The 20,607-nt window shown below is 67.0% G+C and carries 19 protein-coding genes; 5 read left to right on the forward strand and 14 right to left on the reverse strand.

Annotated elements, in window-relative coordinates:
- Positions 1–15 precede the first annotated feature (15 nt).
- The 10 genes from AC5P5S_RS02220 to AC5P5S_RS02265 form a co-directional block, all read right to left on the reverse strand.
- Positions 16–1,416, reverse strand: coding sequence for an aspartate aminotransferase family protein (locus tag AC5P5S_RS02220; protein WP_062606837.1), 1,401 nt, complete (start codon positions 1,414–1,416; stop codon positions 16–18).
- A gap of 65 nt (positions 1,417–1,481) precedes the next feature.
- Entirely contained in the window at positions 1,482–2,198 is a 717-nt protein-coding gene (locus AC5P5S_RS02225) for an MtnX-like HAD-IB family phosphatase (protein ID WP_062606838.1), read from the reverse strand.
- A gap of 174 nt (positions 2,199–2,372) precedes the next feature.
- A complete protein-coding gene (locus AC5P5S_RS02230) occupies positions 2,373–3,575 on the reverse strand; it encodes a DegT/DnrJ/EryC1/StrS family aminotransferase (RefSeq protein WP_005408665.1) in 1,203 nt (400 codons plus the stop codon).
- Between the two features lie 10 nt (positions 3,576–3,585).
- A complete protein-coding gene (locus AC5P5S_RS02235) occupies positions 3,586–3,984 on the reverse strand; it encodes a DMT family transporter (RefSeq protein ID WP_005408666.1) in 399 nt (132 codons plus the stop codon).
- Entirely contained in the window at positions 3,981–4,340 is a 360-nt protein-coding gene (locus AC5P5S_RS02240; RefSeq protein WP_012479558.1) for an EamA family transporter, read from the reverse strand. Before AC5P5S_RS02240 ends, AC5P5S_RS02235 begins: the two co-directional genes overlap by 4 nt.
- Before the next feature lies 1 nt (position 4,341).
- Complete coding sequence (locus AC5P5S_RS02245; RefSeq protein WP_005412675.1) at positions 4,342–5,178, reverse strand: alpha/beta hydrolase; 837 nt, start codon at positions 5,176–5,178, stop codon at positions 4,342–4,344.
- A gap of 79 nt (positions 5,179–5,257) precedes the next feature.
- On the reverse strand, positions 5,258–6,637 hold the full coding sequence (locus AC5P5S_RS02250; protein ID WP_005412674.1) for a sensor histidine kinase: 1,380 nt from the start codon (positions 6,635–6,637) through the stop codon (positions 5,258–5,260).
- Entirely contained in the window at positions 6,634–7,317 is a 684-nt protein-coding gene (locus AC5P5S_RS02255; protein ID WP_005408670.1) for a response regulator, read from the reverse strand. The genes AC5P5S_RS02250 and AC5P5S_RS02255 overlap by 4 nt, the downstream gene beginning before the upstream one ends.
- Before the next feature lie 131 nt (positions 7,318–7,448).
- Complete coding sequence (locus tag AC5P5S_RS02260) at positions 7,449–8,576, reverse strand: metallophosphoesterase (protein ID WP_062606839.1); 1,128 nt, start codon at positions 8,574–8,576, stop codon at positions 7,449–7,451.
- A 73-nt stretch (positions 8,577–8,649) separates the two neighbouring features.
- The gene (locus tag AC5P5S_RS02265; RefSeq protein WP_062606841.1) at positions 8,650–9,099 is read right to left on the reverse strand and encodes a winged helix-turn-helix transcriptional regulator; all 450 of its coding nucleotides are present in this window, start codon (positions 9,097–9,099) and stop codon (positions 8,650–8,652) included.
- 75 nt (positions 9,100–9,174) lie between these two features.
- Between AC5P5S_RS02265 and AC5P5S_RS02270 the strand changes: the two genes are divergently transcribed.
- Positions 9,175–10,392, forward strand: coding sequence for an MFS transporter (locus tag AC5P5S_RS02270; protein ID WP_062606842.1), 1,218 nt, complete (start codon positions 9,175–9,177; stop codon positions 10,390–10,392).
- Between the two features lie 82 nt (positions 10,393–10,474).
- On the opposite strand, the gene AC5P5S_RS02275 is transcribed toward AC5P5S_RS02270, so the two are convergent.
- The gene (locus AC5P5S_RS02275) at positions 10,475–11,890 is read right to left on the reverse strand and encodes a GGDEF domain-containing protein (protein ID WP_062606860.1); all 1,416 of its coding nucleotides are present in this window, start codon (positions 11,888–11,890) and stop codon (positions 10,475–10,477) included.
- 287 nt (positions 11,891–12,177) lie between these two features.
- Between AC5P5S_RS02275 and AC5P5S_RS02280 the strand changes: the two genes are divergently transcribed.
- Positions 12,178–14,427 (forward strand): TonB-dependent siderophore receptor, encoded by a 2,250-nt coding sequence (locus tag AC5P5S_RS02280; protein WP_049397963.1) that lies wholly within the window; start codon positions 12,178–12,180, stop codon positions 14,425–14,427.
- Positions 14,428–14,472: 45 nt separating this feature from the next.
- Here the strand turns inward: AC5P5S_RS02280 and AC5P5S_RS02285 are convergent, their stop codons facing one another.
- The gene (locus tag AC5P5S_RS02285; protein WP_005408676.1) at positions 14,473–15,399 is read right to left on the reverse strand and encodes a hypothetical protein; all 927 of its coding nucleotides are present in this window, start codon (positions 15,397–15,399) and stop codon (positions 14,473–14,475) included.
- 221 nt (positions 15,400–15,620) lie between these two features.
- On the opposite strand from AC5P5S_RS02285, the gene AC5P5S_RS02290 reads away from it, so the two are divergent.
- Positions 15,621–16,601: a cation diffusion facilitator family transporter gene (locus AC5P5S_RS02290; RefSeq protein WP_062606844.1), complete on the forward strand. Its 981-nt coding sequence runs from the start codon at positions 15,621–15,623 to the stop codon at positions 16,599–16,601.
- A 38-nt stretch (positions 16,602–16,639) separates the two neighbouring features.
- On the opposite strand, the gene nfi is transcribed toward AC5P5S_RS02290, so the two are convergent.
- Positions 16,640–17,314, reverse strand: a complete 675-nt coding sequence (gene nfi / locus AC5P5S_RS02295) for a deoxyribonuclease V (protein ID WP_049397958.1) — start codon at positions 17,312–17,314, stop codon at positions 16,640–16,642.
- A gap of 94 nt (positions 17,315–17,408) precedes the next feature.
- On the opposite strand from nfi, the gene gpmA reads away from it, so the two are divergent.
- Together gpmA and AC5P5S_RS02305 are read left to right on the forward strand one after the other, a co-directional pair.
- Entirely contained in the window at positions 17,409–18,158 is a 750-nt protein-coding gene (gene gpmA / locus AC5P5S_RS02300; protein WP_005408679.1) for a 2,3-diphosphoglycerate-dependent phosphoglycerate mutase, read from the forward strand.
- Between the two features lie 161 nt (positions 18,159–18,319).
- Entirely contained in the window at positions 18,320–20,413 is a 2,094-nt protein-coding gene (locus AC5P5S_RS02305; RefSeq protein ID WP_062606847.1) for a M13 family metallopeptidase, read from the forward strand.
- 62 nt (positions 20,414–20,475) lie between these two features.
- On the opposite strand, the gene AC5P5S_RS02310 is transcribed toward AC5P5S_RS02305, so the two are convergent.
- Positions 20,476–20,607 (reverse strand): transposase (locus tag AC5P5S_RS02310; RefSeq protein WP_495205330.1); only part of this gene is annotated, 132 nt, incomplete at its 5' end.

Raw genomic sequence — 20,607 nt, forward strand, 5'->3', positions numbered from 1 at the left:
GCAGCGCATCCAGCCTCAGCCCTTGGCCTTGGTCAGCGCCTGGTCGAGCAGGGTGATCGCCAGGTCGATCTCTTCGTAGCTGATGTCCAGCGACGGCGCGAAGGTGATCACGTTCTTGTACCAGCCACCCACGTCGAGCACGAGGCCCATGCGCTTGCCGTCGTGCAGGAGGTCACCGGCCAGGCCGATGTCGACCATGCGGTCCAGCAGTTCCTTGTTCGGGGTGTAGCCGTCGGCCTGGCAGATTTCGGCGCGCAGGGCCAGGCCCAGGCCGTCGACGTCGCCGATTTCCGGGTGGCGCTTCTGCAGTCCACGCAGGCCGTCGAGGAAGTACGCGCCCTTTTCCGGTACGATGCGCTCGTAGTCCATTTCCTTGCCCAGCTTCAACACTTCCAGGCCCAGGCGGGTGCCCAGCGGGTTGGAGTTGAAGGTGGAGTGGGTGGAACCCGGCGGGAACACGGTCGGGTTGATCAGCTCTTCGCGTGCCCACAGGCCCGACAGCGGGTTCAGGCCGTTGGTCAGCGCCTTGCCGAACACCAGCACGTCCGGGGTCACGCCGAAATGCTCGATCGACCACAGCTTGCCGGTACGCCAGAAGCCCATCTGGATCTCATCGACCACCATCAGGATGCCGTACTTGTCCAGCACGCGCTTGAGGCCGGTGAAGAAGTTGCGCGGCGGAATGACGTAGCCGCCGGTGCCCTGGATCGGCTCGACGTAGAACGCGGCGTACTCGGCCTGGCCGACCTTGGGATCCCACACGCCGTTGTACTCGCTTTCGAACAGGCGCTCGAACTGCCACACGCAGTGGTCGGAATACTCGTCCGGGGTCATGCCCTTCGGGCGACGGAAGGGGTACGGGAACGGGATGAACATCGCGCGCTCGCCGAAGTGGCCGTAGCGGCGGCGGTAGCGGTAGCTGGAGGTGATCGACGAGGCACCCAGGGTGCGGCCGTGGTAGCCGCCTTCGAAGGCGAACATCAGGCTCTTGCCGCCGCGCGCGTTGCGCACGATCTTCAACGAGTCTTCAATGGCCTGCGCGCCACCGACATTGAAATGCACGCGACCGTCGAGGCCGAACTTTTCGTGCATGTCCACGGCAATGGTCTTGGCCAGCTGCACGCGGGTCGGATGCAGGTATTGGCTGGCGACCTGCGGCAGGGTGTCGATCTGGTCCTTCAGCGCGTCATTCAGGCGCTTGTTGCTGTAGCCGAAGTTGCAGGCCGAGTACCACATCTGCAGATCGAGGTAGGGCACGCCCGCACCGTCGAACATGTAGCTGCCTTCGCCGCGCTGGAAGATCTTCGGCGGGTCGACGTAGTGGACGGTGTCGCCGAAGGAGCTGTAGCGGGCTTCGTCGGCCAGCAGCTGCGCATCGGAGGCAGCGGCGTCGGCGTTCTTGTCAAAAATGTTCATGCAGTTCGGTTCCGTGAAGGACGTTCGAAAGGGGGCAACGGGGGAGCGTGGCTGGAAGGGAGTGCTCAGGCGGTGGCCAGCAGCAGGGGCGGTACGGCGGGCTGCGGGGTGGCGTCGATGCGACGTGGCTGCAGCAGGCTGCCATCGAGCAGGCGCGGCAACAGTGCGACTGCATCGTGGAAGGTGTCGATGGCGGCATGCTCGATGCCGGCATTCGTGCAATGGGTAATCAGGCGGCGCTTGGCGAACACGAAGTCGGCGTCTTCGGACACGCAGAAATCCGAGCTGCCGTCACCGATCATCAGCACGCGCGGTGCTTCGTTGGCGCGCGCCTGCGCGGCGCAGGTGCACTTGCAGGTGCCACTGCGGCAGCCTTCGGCCTGGTAGGGCGACTCCAGTTCCCAATGGTCTTCGCACCAGCGCAGGTGGTTGGCCACCACCGGCAGCTGCGACAGGCCGTGGTTGGCCAGGATGCGGTGGATCGCATAGTCCAGGCCGTCACTGACGATGCGCAGCGGCAGGCCCAGCTGTTCGGCACGGCTGACAAAGGCGGCGAAGCCCGGATCGATCTGTACCTGGTCCAGATGGGCGTCGAGCGTGGCCGGGTCCAGCTTCAGCAGCCGCACCTGGCCCTGCATGCATTCACGCGAGCCGATCTTTCCCGCTTTCCACTGGTCTTCCAGTTCCTGCCAGCCCGGCTGGCCGTACTTTTCCAGCAGCGAGTCGATGACATCTTCGAGGCTGATGGTGCCGTCGAAGTCACACAGGATGCTCCAGTGCATGGGCAGGTCCGTCGATGAAAGAAACGCCCGGCCCGATGCCGGGGCAGGCTCAATGTAGGCAGGCCGCCTTTCTCGTTCCTTTCCTGTTGAAAGGCTCTTCTGACAGGCTGGGAAAACGTTCAGGAAGGTGCACGGATGAATGCGCGGAGGACAGGCCGCGCGTGCACGTTCGGGTCAGGCGCGGGCCAGGACCTGCAGTATTTCGGCAGTCTCTTCGCGGGTCTGCCAGGCGCTGTTGCCAAGGGTCAGCATGCGTGCGGCGAAGTCGCGTGCATTGGGCATGTCGTCCTGCGGCACGATGCCACGCAGGTACGCGTAGCCGGGCAGGGCATGGATGAACATGCGGCTGGCGCCGAGACCACGTGGCCACAGGTCCTTCAGCACGGCATCGCGGGCGCGCTGGCTGGGCAGGAGCAGCATCAGCAATGGCCAGGTGCCACCGCTACCGGCGAGGCCGTCGACCACCTCAACGGCTGGCAGCTGTGCCAGCTGCACGCGCAGCTGCAACGCACGCAGGCGACCGGCCTGCAGGAACGCCGGCAAGCGCCGCGCGGCATGCGCGCCGATGTTCTGCCGCCAGTGGCTGACCCGGTGCTGCGGTATATCAAGCGGGAAAATGTCGCCGACCGCTTCTTCCAGATCGTCGCGTTGAAGCGCACTGCGCAATGGATTGCCATACACCAGCGACAGCAGCGAAGGGCGATAGCAGGCAGCAAGGCCGATCAACTGCACGCTGCGCAGCAGCTCCCAGCGCAGGCTGGAGCGAACGTGCTGGACGGCATGTTCGGCCAGCGCAGCACGCAGTTCGTCGTCACGGCTGACCAGCAGGCCACCTTCATGCAGGCTCAGGCCCTTGCCAGCAGCCAGGCTGAAGAATCCGATGTCGCCACGCAGGCCGACACTGCTGTTGCCGACCCGTGCGCCGAGTGCCTGTGCGGCGTCCTCGATCACCCAGGCGCCGGCGTTGCGGGCGACTTCGCAGGCCAGTTCGACATCGGCGATGCGCCCGCCCAGGTGGGTCGGCAGGATCGCCAGCGTGCGCGCATCGGCCAGACGCCTGAGCTGGCCGGGATCAAAGTCGAAGTGACCACGACGGGTATCGCACAGTTGCACGCGCAGGCCCAGGCTGTGCACCGCGATCGGCACCAGCGGGCAGGTATAGGCCGGCATGATCACGGTGTCGCGCCTTGGCGCGCGCTTGCGCAGCGTACGCAGCGCGATCAGCAGTGCGTGCGTGCCGGAACAGGTCAGCTGCAGTGGCGGTGTGCCGAGCTGGCTGGCCAGGACTTCGCGCAGGTCGCCACCACCGGGCAGGAAATCGCTGGCCTGAATCGGCAGGCCAGCGGTAGGTGGCAGTTCGCGCGCGAACAGGCTCATCGCAGCCCACTCACGACGCGCTTTCGGCGGGACTGTGCGGGTCGTCCGCTTCAGCGCGGCCGAGGCAGACGATGCCGGCCACGATCAGTACCGCACCGAGCAGATGGTGCAGGGTCAGTGGCTCGTTCAACAGCCACGCCGACAGCAGCAGCACGCTGATCACTTCCAGGTGCGAGGCCGCGAACGCCGGGCCGATCGGCGCATGGCGCAGCAGGCTCATCCAGGTGAAGAACGCACCCACGTAGCCGAGGATGGCGCCATACACCCACGGCTGCGACAGCACGCGCAGCAGCCAGGCGGTGTTGGCCTCGACCGGCAGCGCGGCGTCACCGGCGTACTTGAAGCACAGCTGGGCCAGCGTGTCGAAGGCCATCAGCAGCGGGAAACCGATCACATACAGGCGCCTCATGAGCCGGCCCCCACCACCGCCACGCCCGCGGTGACCAGCAGCATGCCGGTCACCCGCAGCGGCGTGAGCTTCTCGCGGAACAGGAAACGACCGGCGATCATCAACGCAACGATGTTGATCGAGCCCAGCAGCACGCCCTTGGACAGCGGCACCAGCGACAGGAACGCAATCCAGGCCACGAACTCGAGCACGTAGCAGGCGATGCCGATCCACAGCCAGGGGCGGCTGAGCATGTGTTTCCAGCGTTGCAGTCCTTCGCCTTCCTGCGGATCGCTGGCGGCGGCCTTGAAGGCGAGCTGGCCACCGGTATCGAGTACCACATTGGCCAGCCACAGCAGGGTGGCGAGTGCCCCCATCTCAGGCCACCGCCTTGAGCACGCCCGTGCGTTCACCGATCTCGGTGAAAAAGCGCGCGCTGCGACGGATCACATCGCGGCGTTCGCGATCGATGGTGATCATGTGGTAGCTGTCTTCCAGCACCACCAGTTCCTTCGGGCCGCTGACCCGCGACATCACCAGCTCGGCGTTGCCCATGCTGGCCACATCGTCTTCGCGGGCGTGCATCACCAGGCACGGTGCGGTGACCTGGTGCAGGTGGCGGCGGGTCCAGTTGCTCAGCGCACGCATCTCGGCCAGCGCATGCCAGGGATTGCCCGGCAGGCCGGCAGCCGCGCTGTCGCCGGACAGCATTGCGGCGCTGACCTGCGCGCGCAGGCGCTCGTCGCGCAGGCCGTACGGCGGTTCTTCCATGAACATGCGGTCGCGGCCGATGTTGAAGCGCTTGAACCACGGCAGCAGGAACGAGAACCGGGCCACGGCGGGAATGTTCCAGCCGTCGTAACGGAAAGTGGCGCCGTACACGCCCACGCCGGACACCCACTCCGGGCGACGTGCCGCCAACGCCAGCGAAAGTACCGCGCCCATCGACAGTCCACCCACGAACAGCTGGTCGACCTTGCCGCGCAGGGCGGCCGCCGCATCTTCCACGCCCTGGTACCACTGTTCCCAGGTGGTCGCCAGCAGGTCATCCACGGTGCCGCAATGGCCGGGCAGCTGCACGCCGTGCACCGTGAAGCCGGCATTGTTCAAGCCCTTGCCCAGCATGCGCATTTCCGCCGGGGTGCCGGTCAGGCCATGGACCAGCAGCACGCCCTGGGGGCCACCGGGGAGGAAGAAGTCGTGCGATTCGGTCACCTGGCGGCTCCGGGACGGCAGTGGGGATGGCAGGATCGCAAGCGCGATTTTCACCAGCCTTTCAGCGCGCCGGGCCGGGTCAGGGGGCCTTCAGCAGCGGCAGCGTGATGGCGACCTTGAGCCCCCCGCCCGGGCGGTTGAGGAAGCTCAGGCGGCCGCCGAAGTGCTCTACCGCCTCGTGCGCGATGGCCAGGCCGAGGCCGGTGCCGCTGGCAGCGGTGCCCGGCGCCCGGAAGAAGCGCTCGCCCAGCCGTGGCATCACGTCGTCGGGCACGCCGGGGCCGTTGTCTTCCACATAGAGTTCGACATCATTGTCGTCCAGCGCGTGCACGCCCACCGTGACGGTCGCATTGCGGCCGGCATAACGCAGGGCGTTGTCGATCAGGTTGTCCAGCGCCTCCTGCAGCATGGCGCCGTTGCCAAGTACACGCAGCGGATGGGGGCTGCCGCGGTAGCCGAGGTCGATGCCATCGCGGATCGCCTCCGGCACGCGCATGCCAACCCACTGCGGCACCAGCTCGCACAGGTCCAGTGCTTCCACGGTATCGGGCACGGTCTGCGCCCGGCTCAGCGCCAGCAGCTGGGTGCTGACCCGGGCGGTGCGCTGGTTGAGCCGGCGGATGTGCTGCAGCGCCTCGCGCACCGTATCGGGGTCACCGTGTGCCAGCGCCTGGTCCACGTGCAGGGCCATGCCCGCCAGCGGCGAACGCAGCTGGTGCGCGGCATCGGCGATGAAGCGGTTCTGCAGGGTGATCATTTCCGCCTGGCGGGCAAACAGATCGTCGATGGTGCTGATCAGTGGCTGGATCTCCTCCGGTACGTCGGCATCGGAAATCGGTGCCAGTTCGCCACGGCGCTGCGCCAGGCGGGTCCTCAGCGGGGTCAGGATGCGCAGGCCGTAGGTCACGCCGAACCAGACCAGCGCTGCGGTGCCCAGCGCCAGCATGGTCATCAGCGGGATGATGATCATCAGGATCTCGCGCGCGCGCTGTCGGCGGTCGGCCATGCTCTCGGCCACGGTCACCGCCAGCTGGTCCTGCGGATCGTTCATCGCCTGCGTGCAGACCGTGGCCATGCGCACCTGCTGGCCATTGAGGTTGCCGTCGTACAGGGCCGGATGCACGCCGGTGCAGTCCTGAGAAGGGGCATACGGGCTGAAGTCGGCATTGCCGCTGAGCGTCCCCATGCGGCTGCTGTCGACATTGAAGTAACGATGGCCGTCGGGGTCGTACTCGATCAGGAAGCGCGCCTGCGGAGACAGGTCGCTGGTCACCGGCATGGTGCTCAGCATCTGCGCGAACGAATGCGTGTCGTCGATCAGGTTGCGGTCGTGGATGCGGTTGGAATAGTCCAGCGCAACGTAGTAGGCCAGGATCGTGTTGAAGGTGAGCAGGCCCAGCATCGGCAGCGCCAGGAAGGCGAGCAGGCGCCGGCGCAGGCTGGGCGGTCCACTGATCACGGGGTGCTGTCGTCCTGCGCGTCTTCCAGCATGTAGCCCAGCCCGCGCACGGTGCGGATGCCCATGCCGCCGGGCTGCAGCTTGCGGCGCAGGCGGTGCAGGGCGATGTCCAGGCCGTTGTCGGTCAGGTCCTGGCCCCAGTCGCACAGCGCTTCCACCAACTGCGCGCGTGACACGATTCGCTCGGCGCGCACTGCCAGTGCCGACAGCAGGCCGAACTCGCGTGCGGTCAGTTCCAGCGACTGGTCATCGATCCACACCCGATGCCCGGCCAGGTCGATGCGAAGGCGGCCGATGCGCAGGTCCGGGTTGCCATTGCTGGTGACCCGGCGCAGCTGGGCGCGCACGCGCGCTTCGAACTCGTCCAGCGCGAACGGCTTGACCAGGTAGTCATCGGCACCCAGGTCGAGCACACGCACGCGCTCGGCCAGGCCGTCACGGGCGGTCACCACCAGCACTGCGAGGCCATCACCGCGCTGGCGCAGGCGCTGCAGCACGTCGCGGCCATCCAGCTGCGGCAGCCCCAGGTCCAGTACCAGCAGCGCGTACTGCGTCGAGCCCAGTGCAGCATCGGCGTGCGCACCGTTGTCGACGTGGTCGACCACGTGCCCCTGCCGGCGCAGCGAGGCGCACAGGCCGGAGGCGATATCCGGGTCGTCTTCAGCAATCAGAACGCGCATGCGCGGGGCTCCTGTAACGGTCAGGCCCACCGGATGGACGGGGTGGGCCTCTCGGCTGCCGAGGGTAGCCGCAAACCGGCTGCAGGTGGAGCGCGCCGGCACCTCCCGGCACCGTCGCGCTGTCTCTCCATTCAGTCCTGCAGGCCCGGCTCACCGAGCGCCAGCGGCACCCGCGAACCATCCAGCAGGCCACGGCTGAGCTTGCCACCCTCGATGAACAGCAGTTCGCCGTTCTCGCCGTTCTTGATGCTGCTGTCGATGGCGATCACGCGGTCGCCGTGGAAGCTGCTGACGTGCGGCATCGAGGTATGGCCAACCACGATGCGCTTGAGCTGCAGGCGGTCGAGCACAGCCTGCACACCCGCGGTGTCGAGGCGGCCATCGAAATAGCCGCGGTACCAGATCGGGCTGGTCTTGCCGTCATACAGCGGTGCGGTGGCCGGGTCGGCCTTCACTTCGGCCTTGGGCAGGCCCAGCGAGGCCTGGTAGGCCGCGTTGGTGCGTGCCGGGTCCAGCGCCAGCTGCACCGCCTCGGGCGAGATGCCGCCGTGCAGGAACAGGGTATCGCCGATCTTCAGCAGCACCGGGCGGGTGCGCAGCCACTGGCCGATCACCGAGTCGGCGCCATACAGTTGCGGGTAGCTGCGGCCGAGCAGCTGGGCGCTGCGCAGGTATTTCGGGTTGACGTAGCGCAGGTCGTCGTACAGCACCATGGTCTCGTGGTTGCCGAGCACGAAGTGCACCGCGCCGCCGGCGGCGGCCGCCTGCTGCTGCAGGCCATACAGCAGCCAGAAGGCTTCGGTTACCTGCGGGCCGCGGTCGAACACATCGCCGGCGATGACCAGGGTGTCCTTGCCCAGCGCCCAGCGGTCCTGTGCGTCGATGACCTTGTGGGCACGCAGCAGGCGCACCAGCAGCCCGTACTGGCCGTGGATGTCGGACAGCGCCACGATGCGCGGCACGGCCGGCAGCACGGAGACCGAAGGTGCATTCGGGGCGGCCACGTGCACGCTGTGTTCGTAGCCGCAACGCGGGGCGATGTCGGCGCCTGCGGCCTGCGTGGCAAGTGTGTGCGACTCGACCTTGTCGTCGCAGATCCAACTGGCCTGCAGCTGGTTGCCCTGGCGGAACACATAGGGGCCATCGGCCTGCACGTGGTCGGCGGGCGCGGCAACCTCACGGGCCTGCGTGGTTGCTGTGGCGCAGGCCAGCAGCGGCAACAGCAGGGCGGTCAGCAGGGAAGGGCGACAGCGCGACATCGGCGGCATCCAGCGGCGGAAACATCCGATGCTAACCGGCGCGGGCGTCCGTCGGTGTGCGCGAATGGGCGGATCAGGTGTCGCGCCCGTCGCCCTTGAGCTTGCGCACGCGGGTGGCAGTGGGCTGAAGCGGCTGGCCATCGCGCCCGCGCGGCTGCATGTAGGGCAGCGGCCGCCGCGTCGCCAATTCGATCAGCTGCGAATGGGCTTCGCCTGCACCGAAGCGATGGCGCTCCCCCCACTGGCGCAGTGCGACCAGCAGCGGGAACAGTTCCAGGCCTGCGGCGGTGAGCACGTACTCCTGGTAGGCCGATCCATCGGAGGCTGGCTGCAGCTGCAGGATGCCGGCCTCGACCAGCCGGCGCAGGCGGTCGCTGAGGATGTTGCGCGCCGCGCCGAGGCTGCGCTGGAAATCACCGAAGCGGGTGATGCCGTCGAAGGCGTCGCGGATCACCAGCAATGCCCAGCGGTCACCGAGCAGGTCGGCACTGCGGGCTACAGGGCAGGGGCTGTCGGCGTGCATGCTGGGTATCTCCGAATGTGGTTGCAGTTTAAAACCAATGGCGATAGCCTGCATCTGGTTTCAAATTGCAACCATATGGTGAGTGCCACATCGCTTCCCCGCCCGCTGCTGGTCCTGCTTGCGGCTGCCGCCGGCGCCAGCGTCGCCAACGTCTACTACGCGCAGCCGCTGCTGGATCAGCTTGCACGCGCCTTTGCGATGGACCGGGCCGTGGCCGGCGCAGTGCTGGCTGCCACCCAGGCCGGCAGCGTGCTGGCGTTGCTTGGCCTGCTGCCGCTGGCGGACTGCGGCGACCGGCGACGCCTGCTGCGGCTGCAGTTGATCGCGCTGGTGCTGGCCCTGTTGTGGCTGGCGGCGTCACGCACGGCGAGCTGGCTGTTGTCGGGCATGCTGCTGGCAGGCCTGTTGGGCACCGCGCTGACCCAGGGCCTGATTGCCTATACCGCCATGCTGGCACCGCCCGAGCAGCGCGGTCGCGTGGTCGGTGTGGTGCAGGGCGGCGTGTTCATCGGCCTGCTGCTGGCGCGCGTGGTGTCCGGTACGGTGGCGGCGGCCTTTGGCTGGCAGAGGGTCTACCTGCTGTCAGCGGTGGTGATGGCAGCGTTGGCGGCGCTGCTGTGGCGGCGCCTGCCCGCAGTACCGGTGCCGTCGGTCCCTCCACGCTGGCGCGAGCTGCTGGGCTCGATGCAGGGCATGCTGCGCCGCGATCGAACGCTGCGCGAGCGCGGGCCGCTGGCATTGCTGCTGTTTGCCGGCCTCAATGTGTTCTGGGCGGCGGCACCCTTGCCGCTGTCGGCACCGCCGCTGCACTGGTCAACCGCAGCCATCGGCGCGCTCGGCCTGGCCGGCGTGGTCGGTGCGCTGATGGCGGCGCGGGTCGGACACTGGATGGACCGTGGTTTCGCGCATCGGGTCAGCCTCGGCGCGCTGTTGTTGATGCTGGTCGCGTGGTGGCCGCTGCTGGGCCTGCCGCATTCGCTGTCCTTGCTGTTGCTGGGTGTGGTCGTGCTCGACCTGGGCGGCCAGGCACTGCATGTCTCGAACCAGGCATCGTTGCTGCGTGCACCGGCAGAACAGCATGGGCGCCTGGTGGCGTTGTACATGCTGTTCTATGCGGTGGGCAGCGGTGCGGGAGCGGCGGCGGGGCCCTGGATGCAGGTGCGGCATGGCTGGCCCGCTGTGTGCCTGCTGGGGGCAGGCATCGCGTTGCTGGCGCTGCTGTGGTGGGCAGCATGGCGGGTGGGGGCGGTGAAAGCAGCGGCTGGCGCGCGAACCGGTAGAGTCGACTGTTAGTCGACTGCTCTTCGTTCCGACGGCGAAAAATCCCGCGCTGCGCGCGATAGTCGACCAGCGGTCGACTCTACCTGTCCTGCCGTCATCGCCGCAGTGCACGCCGCCCCGGGGCTTCCTGCAGGTCCGCGCTGGCGACCACCACGCGGTTGCGGCCGCTGCGCTTGGCCTCGTACATCGCGGCGTCGGCACGTGCCATCAACCGCTCGTAGTCCGGATGACCATCGTGACCGGCCACGCCGATGCTGGCGGTCAGCTCCAGCACCTGGCCATTGGCCAGCGCAACGGGCGATTGCGCGATCTGCCGGCGCAGGCTCTCGGCGATCACGGTCGCCTGTGATTCGCTGGCCGCCACCAGCACCACCACGAATTCTTCGCCGCCATAGCGGAACAGGTAGTCGCTGCCACGCGTGAGCTGGCCGAGCAGGCCGGCCACGTGCTGCAACGCACGGTCGCCGGCATCGTGGCCATGGCCGTCGTTGATTGCCTTGAAATGATCCAGGTCGAGCAGCAGCAGCGAGAACGGTGTGCGGTTGCGCGTGGCCAGCTCGATTTCCCGGCGCAGCACGGTGGGCAGGAAGCGACGGTTGAGCAGGTTGGTCAGCGCGTCGCTGCCGGCATCCAGTTCGCCGATGCGCTCGAACAGCAGCGTCATCAGGGTGCGGATGGCGGCCAGGTCCTCGCGGATGGCCGGCAGCACCGCCAGTCGCTGCGCCGGAGCATCGCCACTCGCGCGCTGCAGGTGGCCGTCAATGCGGGCCATCAACTGGCCCACCTGCTGCGTTTCGCTGCTTTCGCCGAAGCTGGGGATGCCCTTGTGGGTGAACCACAGGCCGAACTCCGAGGTGGCCAGGCTGGCGTTGTCGCTGGCCTGCACGTGGCCGGCGAGTGCGTAGAGCAGGGCGTTCTCCCAGTCCAGCAGCAATGCGCGCTGGCGCTCGCGTTCGGTACCGACGTTCTGTACCAGCGAGAACAGCCGGTAGGCGGCGTCGGCACGGGTGGAGCGCTCGCGCGCATGGGTGTAGGCCAGGGTCATGCCTTCCATGGCGATGTCCATGATCGCGCTGAGGCAGGCGATGGCGGCGAACGCGGTCGCGCTGTCGGGCGCGTCGTCGCGCAGGCGCACGAACAGCTCGTGCTTGAGCACGCGCGCACCGCGCGTCACCAGGTCGACCGGGATGCCGACCCGTGCGTGTACGTCGCCGATCACCCGCTGCGAGGCGACCGTGGTGGCGATGCCAGCGGTGTCGGTGGTCAGCAGCTGTACCAGCCAGCGCTGCATGGCCGGCTGCAGGCGCTGCTTGACCTGGTCGTGGGACAGGAAGCGGCGTGCGCGCCCGTCCTGCAGCAGCACTTCGTAAAAGCGCTGGGCCAGCGCGGGTGGGGCATCGGAGGCAGCGGCCTTGAGCAGCGCGGTGGCGGCAGGGCCGGCCTGTAGCAGGCATTGCTGCCAGGCCTCGGCCAGCGGCTGGCTGGCATCGTCCAGTTGGGGTGGTTCCACGTCGATCTCTGACTGCGTACGGCAAACCACGGGTATCGGCCGCGGCGGCATACGGTTGATGGCGGGGTAGCCCGCCAGTTTACGCGCGGTGCAGGCTTGCACGGTGCGCAAAGCACATCGACGCCGCTGCGGCAATGAGTGAACGCATTTGAGAATCACTCGCATTGATGGGAGAATGCGCGCACGGAGCGGGCTGCAGGTGCCTGCAGGACGGCTCCGCCTCCCCCCTCGTCGTTGCCTCAAGCCCTTTGCCAGAGGCCCCGCAGCCCTGCCAGAAGGTCCTGATCATGTCTCCTGCCGTTGTCCATTCACCGCGCCCGCTGGCGCTTGCCGTCGCCGCCCTGCTGGCGGGCAGCGCCTTGACCGCCCAGGCCGAAACCGACGCCACCGATATCGACACGGTGCACGTCACCGCCTCGCAGATCGCGCGCCAGGCACTGGGTACCTCGACCATCACCGCCGAGGATATCGCCCGGCGCCCGCCAGCCAACGACATCGCCGAGCTGTTGCGGACCATGCCGGGCGTCAACCTGACCGGCAACAGCGCCTCGGGCCAGTACGGCAACAACCGCCAGATCGACCTGCGTGGCATGGGCCCGGAAAACACCCTGATCCTGGTCGATGGCAAGCGCATCGGCGCACGCGATGCCGTGCGCATGGGGCGCAGCGGCGAGCGCAATACCCGCGGTGACACCAACTGGGTGCCGGCGGAAATGATCGAGCGCATCGAAGTGCTGCGCGGCCCGGCGGCGGCACGCTATGGCTCCGGTGCCTCCGGCGGCGTGGTCAACATCATCACCAAGCGCCCGACCGGCGACCTGACCGGTGCGGTGGACCTGTATGGGCTGGTGCCCGAACACAGCGCCGAAGGTGGCAGCGAACGCGTCGGCCTGCAGCTGAGTGGGCCGATGACCGACACCCTGTCGTTCCGCCTGTACGGCAATCTCAACAAGACCGACGCGGACTCGCTGGAGCTCAACCGCCAGTACGCTACCAACCCCAACGCGGTGCCGCCGGCCGGCCGCGAGGGCGTCAAGAACCGCGATGTCAACGCGCTGCTGCGCTGGGACGTGACCGCCAACCAGGTGGTGGAGTTCGAAGCCGGCACCAGCCGCCAGGGCAACATCTACGCTGGTGATCGCGCGGTCAGCACCACCGGTACCTCGACCGGCGTTGACCTGGCGGCACTGGCCGAGGGCGAAGCGGAGACCAACCGCATGTACCGCAACACCGGCGCGATCACCCATCGTGGCCGCTGGGGCGACGTGACCTCGCGGGTGACAGCTGCGGTGGAGGCGGTGAACAACTCACGCATCAACGAAGGCCTGGCCGGTGGCCCGGAAGGCAGCTTCAACGGCACCGACTGGTCGACCTCGCGACTGCGCAACTACCAGTTGGACGGCGAAGTGAGCTTCCCGACCACGCTGGGTGGTGCCGAGAACATCTGGACGCTTGGCTTTGAATACCTGGACAGCCGCCTGACCGACCCGTACTCGATGAGCCAGTCCAGCAGCAGCGGCGGCGGCATCCCGGGGCTGTCGGGCGATCGTGCGCGGGGCAAGGCCGATGCGCAGACCACCGCCGTGTTCGTCGAAGACAACATCTACCTGGGTGAGCGCTGGATCGTTACCCCGGGCCTGCGCTTCGACCACCACAGCCAGTTCGGCAACAACACCAGCCCCAGCCTCAACGCGCAGTTCCGCATCAACGGCGACTGGGTGGTGAAGGGCGGCATCGCCCGGGCGTTCAAGGCGCCGAACCTGTACCAGTCGAATCCGGACTATCTGTATTACACCCGTGGCAATGGCTGCCCGAATGCACTGCCGAGCCTGGGCGCCGGCTGCTACATGCGCGGCAATGCGGACCTGAAGGCGGAAACCAGCCTGAACAAGGAACTCGGCATCGAGTGGGCACCGCAGAGCGGCTGGCAGGCCTCGTTGACGTACTTCCATAACGACTACAAGGACAAGATCCAGGCCGGCTACACCCAGATCGGCCTGACTGCCGACACCAGGGGCCGGATCTTCCGCTGGGAGAACGCGCCGAAGGCGATCGTGCAGGGGCTGGAAGGCAACCTGGTGATCCCGCTGCTGGGCGAGCAGGGCAACCGCCTGAAGTGGAGCAACAACTTCACCTACATGGTGGAGAACGAGAACAAGCGCACCGGCCAGCCGCTGTCGGTGATTCCGAAGTACACCGTCAACACGATGCTGGACTGGCAGGCCACCGACAAGCTGTCGCTGCTGCTGACCGGCACGTTCTACGGCAAGCAGAAGCCGGCCACCACCAACATCAACAATGATCCGCGCTGCACCGGCAGCTGCGACCCATCGATCGCACTGCAGGATCGCGGTGCGTACAACATCTGGGGCGTGAGCGCGCGCTACAAGGTGACCGAGACGGTCAGCTTCGGCTTCGGCGTGAACAACCTGGCCGACAAGCGCCTGTTCCGCGAGGCCAACAGCAGCGATGCCGGCGCGGCGACCTACAACGAGCCGGGCCGCGCGTACTGGGCCAGCCTGCGCTTCGGGTTCTGACCCGATGAGGCCTGCGCCGGGGCGTTCCCCGGCGCAGCCTGAAGGCTACTTCACCTGCCGGCAATCGCGCAGGTGGACGCCACCGGTGTCCATCTTGTCGACCACGCCTTCCAGTTTCACCCAGTCGTTCTCGCGCAGGGTGGCGCCCAGCGCCATCTGATCCGGCGCGAGCGCACAGTGCACGGTGAAGTTGGCGTTGTTGTCGTCGTTCGACTGGCGCCCGCCGATGCCACCGATGCCCTTCATCTTGGTGACCAGATAGCCCACCTCGAAGGTCTTGGCAAAGCGGTTGGGCTGGGCGGTGTAGACCTGGCCATCGATGATGAAACGACGGCCGAAATACTTGACGAGCAACGGCTGGTACATCGCATCGGTATCCGGCGGGGTGCTGGTGCCGGAGAACAGTGCCCTGAGCGGTGCGGTGTTGATTTCCCGCTGCAGCCGCTTGGCGTCCTTGCCCATTTCGGTGGACATGCCGACCGCAGTGGCCTGGATCGGCTTGTCGAAACCGCTGGAGACACGCACGGCTTCTGCGATCGCCTCGCCTTCCGGGCCGGTCTTGAGCTTGTCCAGCCAGCCACACAGCGCGCTGCGTGCGTCCTCTTCCTTGGCGGTCTGCCCGCGTGACAGCTTGGTGCCGACCACCACGTTGCCGCCATTGGAGGCGGTGATGATGCTGACCAGCGGCATCTTGGTGTCGGTCTGCAGCACGTACATCTGGCCTTCGGTCTCGGTGATGACATCTCCGCTGACGAAGTTGTTGCCCTCATCAAGCGCTGCCTTGCGCAGCTGGCCCAGGGCGCTGCGGGGCTTCAGGCCGGGGAGGGTGACTTCGGAGGTGAAGAACTGGCCATTGCGGGGATCGCCTACCGCCTGGAAATTCTGCTGGCAGGTCTTGGCCGAGGCGCTTGCGGCCGTGCCCAGCGCGCAGGCCACGGCGACGGCGACCCAGGGGGTCTTGGTAGTCCACATGTTCCGGATTCCTTGTGCTTGGGTGTCCATTGCGGGCCGCAACGCCGAAGCGGTCTGGCTGCCCGTTCCCCATCCAGAGGGGATGTGGTCATCATAGTGTGGCCCGGCACGGGCGCAAGCTGCGGCGAGCCGCGACGTGCAGTCTGCAATGTTATAAACACCGTGATAGTTTCCCCACGGCCGCCGGCGTAGCCTGCCTCCATCGCAAAGGAGCTGTTGCCATGGGCCACGACCACGATCACCTGCCATCCGAGATCCGCCACGAGAAACCCCTGTGGTGGGCGCTCGGCCTGACCTCCACCTTCCTCCTCGTCGAAGTGGTGGGCGCGTTCTGGACCAACAGCCTGGCGCTGTTGTCCGACGCAGCACACATGGCCACCGACGCGCTGGCCCTGATGATCGCGCTGGTCGCGGTGCGGCTGAGCCGGCGCCCGCCGGATGCGCGCCGCACCTACGGCTATGCGCGCCTGGAAGCGCTGGGCGCGATGATCAACGGCGCGATGCTGTTCGTGGTTGCCGGCTACATCCTGTGGGAAGCCGTCGGGCGCTTCAGCAAGCCGCAGGAGATCGCCTCCACCGGCATGCTGGTGATCGCCTCGGCCGGCCTGGTCATCAACCTGATCTCGATGCGCCTGCTGCAGGCCGGCAGCGGCGAGAGCCTCAACGTGAAGGGCGCCTACCTGGAAGTATGGGCGGACATGCTCGGCTCGGTGGCGGTGATTGCCGGTGCGGTGCTGATCCACTTCACCGGCTGGAAGCCGATCGATCCGATCCTGGCGGTGCTGATCGGCCTGTGGGTGTTGCCGCGCACCTGGGTGCTGATGCGCGAAGCGATCAACGTGCTGCTGGAAGGCGTGCCCAAGGGCATGGACGTGGCCAAGGTGCGCGACAGCCTGTCCAGCCATGCCGCGGTAATGGACGTGCATGACCTGCACGTGTGGGCGCTGGCCTCCAGCACGCCGGCGCTGACCGCGCATGTCGTGATGCGCGACGGCACCGATGCCGACGCGCTGCGCCGCGAGCTGGGAGCGCGCCTGCACGATGACTTCGGCATCGAGCACGTGACACTGCAGCTTGAAGCGGACCACTGCGGCGAAGCCTGTGGTGAGCCGGCGCCGGTGAAGGGCGGCGAGCATGAGGGCCATGAGGGGCACGACCACGGCGAGGACGCACAGGGCCATCGCGGCCACGTGCATCATTGAATGAAAATGAAAGCCGCACCGGGGAATGCCCGGTGCGGTCATTCGTCCCGTCGCGAGGCCAGCCGATCCGCCAGCCGGGTCGGCTCCGGCAGCCGGTAACCGCGCAGGGTGCGCTGCACCCAGTCCAGCGCGGTATCGGCACTGACCCGATGGCCGCCGGCCACGAACAGCGGCTTGCAGCGCACCTTGCTGCGCAGCACCCAGCCGAGCTGCTCGTCACCGTCCATCAATGGCGTATGCGCGCCTGCTTCGGCACCTGGTTCGACGAACCGGCCCACCAGTTTCGACTTGGCCACGCCGATGCTCGGCAGGTCGGTGACCACGCCCAGATGCGCGGCCACGCCCAGTCTGCGCGGATGGCTGATGCCGTGGCCATCGACGAACACCAGATCCGGCGCCCGCGGCAGCAGTGCCAGCGCGGCCAACAACGCTGGCAGCTCGCGGAAGCTGAGCAGGCCGGGAATGTACGGCATCACCGTGGGAATGCGCGCTATTTCCTGCGCCACGGGCTGCAATGTCTTCGCATCCAGCAGGACCGCTGCGGCGCGGGTGGTGGCACCGTTGTCCTCAAAGCCCACATCCAGCCCGGCCAGCCAGCGCACGTCGTTGGGCAGGCGGTCCTGGCGCTCCACGCGGCCGGCCAGCTGGAGCTGCTGCGCGCGGGCCGCGGCGACGCTGCCTTCCCAGCGCCCGGGGTCGATCACCGTATTCATTGGCTGGAGCATCGCATGCGCGGCGCCACGGCACGGTGAGCGGCCGCCGGGGCTACAATGGCGGCCTGCCTTTCCTCGCGTTGGAGACCCTGCAGTGACCCGTAAACTCGTACTGTTGCGCCATGGCCAGAGCCAGTGGAACCTGGACAACCGCTTCACCGGCTGGGTCGACGTCGACCTGACCGAGCAGGGGCGCCGGGAAGCGGCCGCCGCCGGTCGCCTGATGCGCGAGGAAGGCCTGCAGTTCGACGTGGCCCATACCTCCGTACTGAAGCGCGCCATCCACACCCTTCAGGGTGCGCTGGCCGAGCTGGAGCAGGACTGGCTGCCGGTGAACAAGTCCTGGCGCCTCAACGAGCGTCACTACGGCGGCCTGCAGGGCCTGGACAAGGCCGAGACCGCCGCCAAGCACGGCGAGGAGCAGGTCAAGGTGTGGCGCCGTTCGTACGACATCCCGCCGCCGCCGATGGAGCTGGAAGATCCGGGCCACCCGATCCATGACCGCCGCTACGCCGGCCTGGACCGCAACGCGCTGCCGGGCACCGAATCGCTGGCCACCACCCTGGATCGCGTGCTGCCGTACTGGCACGACGCGATCGCGCCGCAGCTGAAGGACGGCAAGACCGTGCTGGTCACCGCCCACGGCAACTCGCTGCGCGCGCTGTACAAGTACCTCAACAATGTCTCGCGCGAGGAAATCCTCGAGCTGAACATCCCGACCGGCATCCCGCTGCTGTTCGAACTGAACGACGACCTGACGGTGCAGTCGTTCCGCTACCTGGGCGACCCGGAAGCGGCGCGCAAGGCCGCCGAAGCCGTGGCCAACCAAGGCAAGGCGAAATAAGTAGATACCCACCGTTGGTGGGTATTCTTCTGCTGGGTGTGTGCGGACCAACGGTCCGCACACACCCGCTTGCGACCACGGGCGTTCCCCCTGTGACCTTTGGCCGGTCCCTGTCGTGGGCCTCCCCGGCTACCCTGTGAAATTACCCGCAGGAGAGCCTCATGAACGTCCGCAATCTGGTCCCGCTGAGCCTGACCATCGCCATCGCTGCCTCGCTGGCGGCCTGTGGCAAGAACGAAACCGCACCGGCGGCCGGTGCCGACGCCAAGCAGGCCTTCGACCTGTCGCAGATCAAGACGCCGCTGATCTCACTCAACAGCGCCGACCTCGATCCGGCCATCTCGGCCTGTACCGACCTCAATGGCTTCGTCAACAGCAAGTGGCTGAAGGCCAACCCGGTGCCGGGTGACCAGACCACCTGGGGCAGCTTCGAGATCCTGCGCGAGCGCTCGCTGGAAGTGCAGCACGCGCTGGTGCAGCAGGCCGCCGCCAGCCAGGCCAAGGCCGGCTCGGTGGAAGCCAAGATCGGTGACATCTGGAAGACCGGCAATGACGAAGCCAAGATCGAATCCGCCGGCCTCGCGCCGCTGCAGCCGCAGCTGGACAAGATCACCGCGCTGAACGATACCGCCGCCATCACTCAGTACCTGCGCGACAGCCAGGCCGAGGGCAAGGGCGTGCTGTTCTCGCTGTTTGCCAATGCTGATTACAAGGATTCGGCCAACGTCATCGCCTACGTCGGCCAGGGCGGCCTGGGCCTGCCGGAGAAGGGCTACTACTTCGACGATGCGCAGGCCAAGATCCGCGATGCCTACGTGGCGTACATCGCGCAGGTGCTGACCCTGTCCGGCGTGGACGCTGCGCAGGCGGCCGAGCAGGCCAAGGCCGTGATGGCCTTTGAAACCCGCCTGGCCAAGGCCTCGATGTCGCGCATCGAAATGCGTGACCCGGCCAAGCGCTACAACCCGCTCAGCGCCGCAGACGCCGACAAGCTGACCCCGAACTTCAGCTGGACCGCGCTGTTCGACACCCTGAAGGTGCCGGCCGCACAGAAGTTCTCGCTGGCCCAGCCGGGCTTCTTCGGTGAAATGGACAAGATGCTGGCCGATGTGCCGGCCAGCACCTGGCAGGCCTACCTGCGCTTCCACACCATCGACGACGCCTCGCCGTACCTGAGCAGCCAGTTCGAGAAGGCCAACTTCGAGTTCTATGGCAAGACCCTGCGCGGCCAGCAGGAAATGCAGCCGCGCTGGAAGCGCGTGCTGGAGTCGGTCAACGGTGGCATGGGTGAAGCCCTTGGCCAGCTGTACGTCGACGCCGTGTTCCCGGCCGAGTCGAAGGTGGCCATGCAGCACCTGGTGGAGAACCTGTCGCAGGCATTGAAGGCGCGTCTGGAGCAGTTGCCGTGGATGGGCGAGGAAACGAAGAAGAAGGCACTGGAAAAGTGGGCCAGCTTCACCCCGAAGATCGGCTACCCGGACAAGTGGCGTGACTGGGCGGGCCTGCAGACCAACGGCGACGGCTACCTCGGCAACATGCAGGCAGCGCGTGCGTTCAACTACCGCTACATGCTGGACAAGATCGGCAAGCCGGTGGACAAGACCGAGTGGGGCATGACCCCGCAGACGGTCAACGCCTACTACAACGCCACCAAGAACGAGATCGTGTTCCCGGCGGCGATCCTGCAGGCGCCGTTCTTCGACGCCAAGGCCGATCCGGCGCTGAACTACGGCGGCATCGGTGCGGTCATCGGCCACGAAATGATGCACGGCTACGACGACTCGGGCAGCCAGTTCGCCGCCAACGGCAATTTCGACAACTGGTGGACCGACGCCGACCGCAAGGCCTTCACCGAGCGTACCGACCAGCTGGTTGCACAGTTCGATGGCTACGAGTCGGTGCCGGGCGTGTTCGTGAAGGGCAAGCTGACCCTGGGCGAGAACATCGGCGATCTGGGTGGCCTGACCGTGGCCTACGACGCACTGCAGATGGCGCTGAAGGAAGACCCGAAGGCGAATGTGGAAGTGGATGGCCACAGCCAGGACCAGCGCTTCTTCATGAACTGGGCCACCGTGTGGCGCCGCAACTTCACCGACGGTGAGCTGCGCGTACGCCTGAACACCGACCCGCATGCACCGGCCAACTTCCGAGCCAACGGTGCACCGTCGAACATGCCGTCCTTCGCTGCGGCGTTCCAGTGCAAGGCAGGCGACGCGATGGTGCGTGCCGACGACAAGCGCGTGGTGATCTGGTAACCGATCACCCGTGATGCGTGATGCGAAAGGCCCGGCGAACGCCGGGCCTTTTGTTTGGTTCTTCACCCAACTCCGGGGAAGGCTGCACGGATTTTGAGGAAGAAATAGGCGTCGTCTCGGTATCCGTAGGCGACGCGCTTGATGACCTTGATCTTGTTGTTGATTCCCTCGACCAGATTCGTTCCAAGGGGCCA

It is taken from the genome of Stenotrophomonas sp. YJH_SMC_54 (assembly GCF_059368435.1).

Coding starts and splice junctions, on each gene's coding strand:
- AC5P5S_RS02270 (WP_062606842.1), top strand. CDS start 9,175: ATGGTGAGTGCCACATCGCTTCCCCGCCCGCTGCTGGTCCTGCTTGCG.
- AC5P5S_RS02255 (WP_005408670.1), bottom strand. CDS start 7,317: ATGCGCGTTCTGATTGCTGAAGACGACCCGGATATCGCCTCCGGCCTG.
- AC5P5S_RS02230 (WP_005408665.1), bottom strand. CDS start 3,575: ATGAGCCTGTTCGCGCGCGAACTGCCACCTACCGCTGGCCTGCCGATT.
- AC5P5S_RS02280 (WP_049397963.1), top strand. CDS start 12,178: ATGTCTCCTGCCGTTGTCCATTCACCGCGCCCGCTGGCGCTTGCCGTC.
- AC5P5S_RS02290 (WP_062606844.1), top strand. CDS start 15,621: ATGGGCCACGACCACGATCACCTGCCATCCGAGATCCGCCACGAGAAA.
- AC5P5S_RS02305 (WP_062606847.1), top strand. CDS start 18,320: ATGAACGTCCGCAATCTGGTCCCGCTGAGCCTGACCATCGCCATCGCT.
- AC5P5S_RS02285 (WP_005408676.1), bottom strand. CDS start 15,399: ATGTGGACTACCAAGACCCCCTGGGTCGCCGTCGCCGTGGCCTGCGCG.
- AC5P5S_RS02235 (WP_005408666.1), bottom strand. CDS start 3,984: ATGAGGCGCCTGTATGTGATCGGTTTCCCGCTGCTGATGGCCTTCGAC.
- AC5P5S_RS02220 (WP_062606837.1), bottom strand. CDS start 1,416: ATGAACATTTTTGACAAGAACGCCGACGCCGCTGCCTCCGATGCGCAG.
- AC5P5S_RS02265 (WP_062606841.1), bottom strand. CDS start 9,099: ATGCACGCCGACAGCCCCTGCCCTGTAGCCCGCAGTGCCGACCTGCTC.
- AC5P5S_RS02260 (WP_062606839.1), bottom strand. CDS start 8,576: ATGTCGCGCTGTCGCCCTTCCCTGCTGACCGCCCTGCTGTTGCCGCTG.
- AC5P5S_RS02225 (WP_062606838.1), bottom strand. CDS start 2,198: ATGCACTGGAGCATCCTGTGTGACTTCGACGGCACCATCAGCCTCGAA.
- nfi (WP_049397958.1), bottom strand. CDS start 17,314: ATGAATACGGTGATCGACCCCGGGCGCTGGGAAGGCAGCGTCGCCGCG.
- AC5P5S_RS02240 (WP_012479558.1), bottom strand. CDS start 4,340: ATGGGGGCACTCGCCACCCTGCTGTGGCTGGCCAATGTGGTACTCGAT.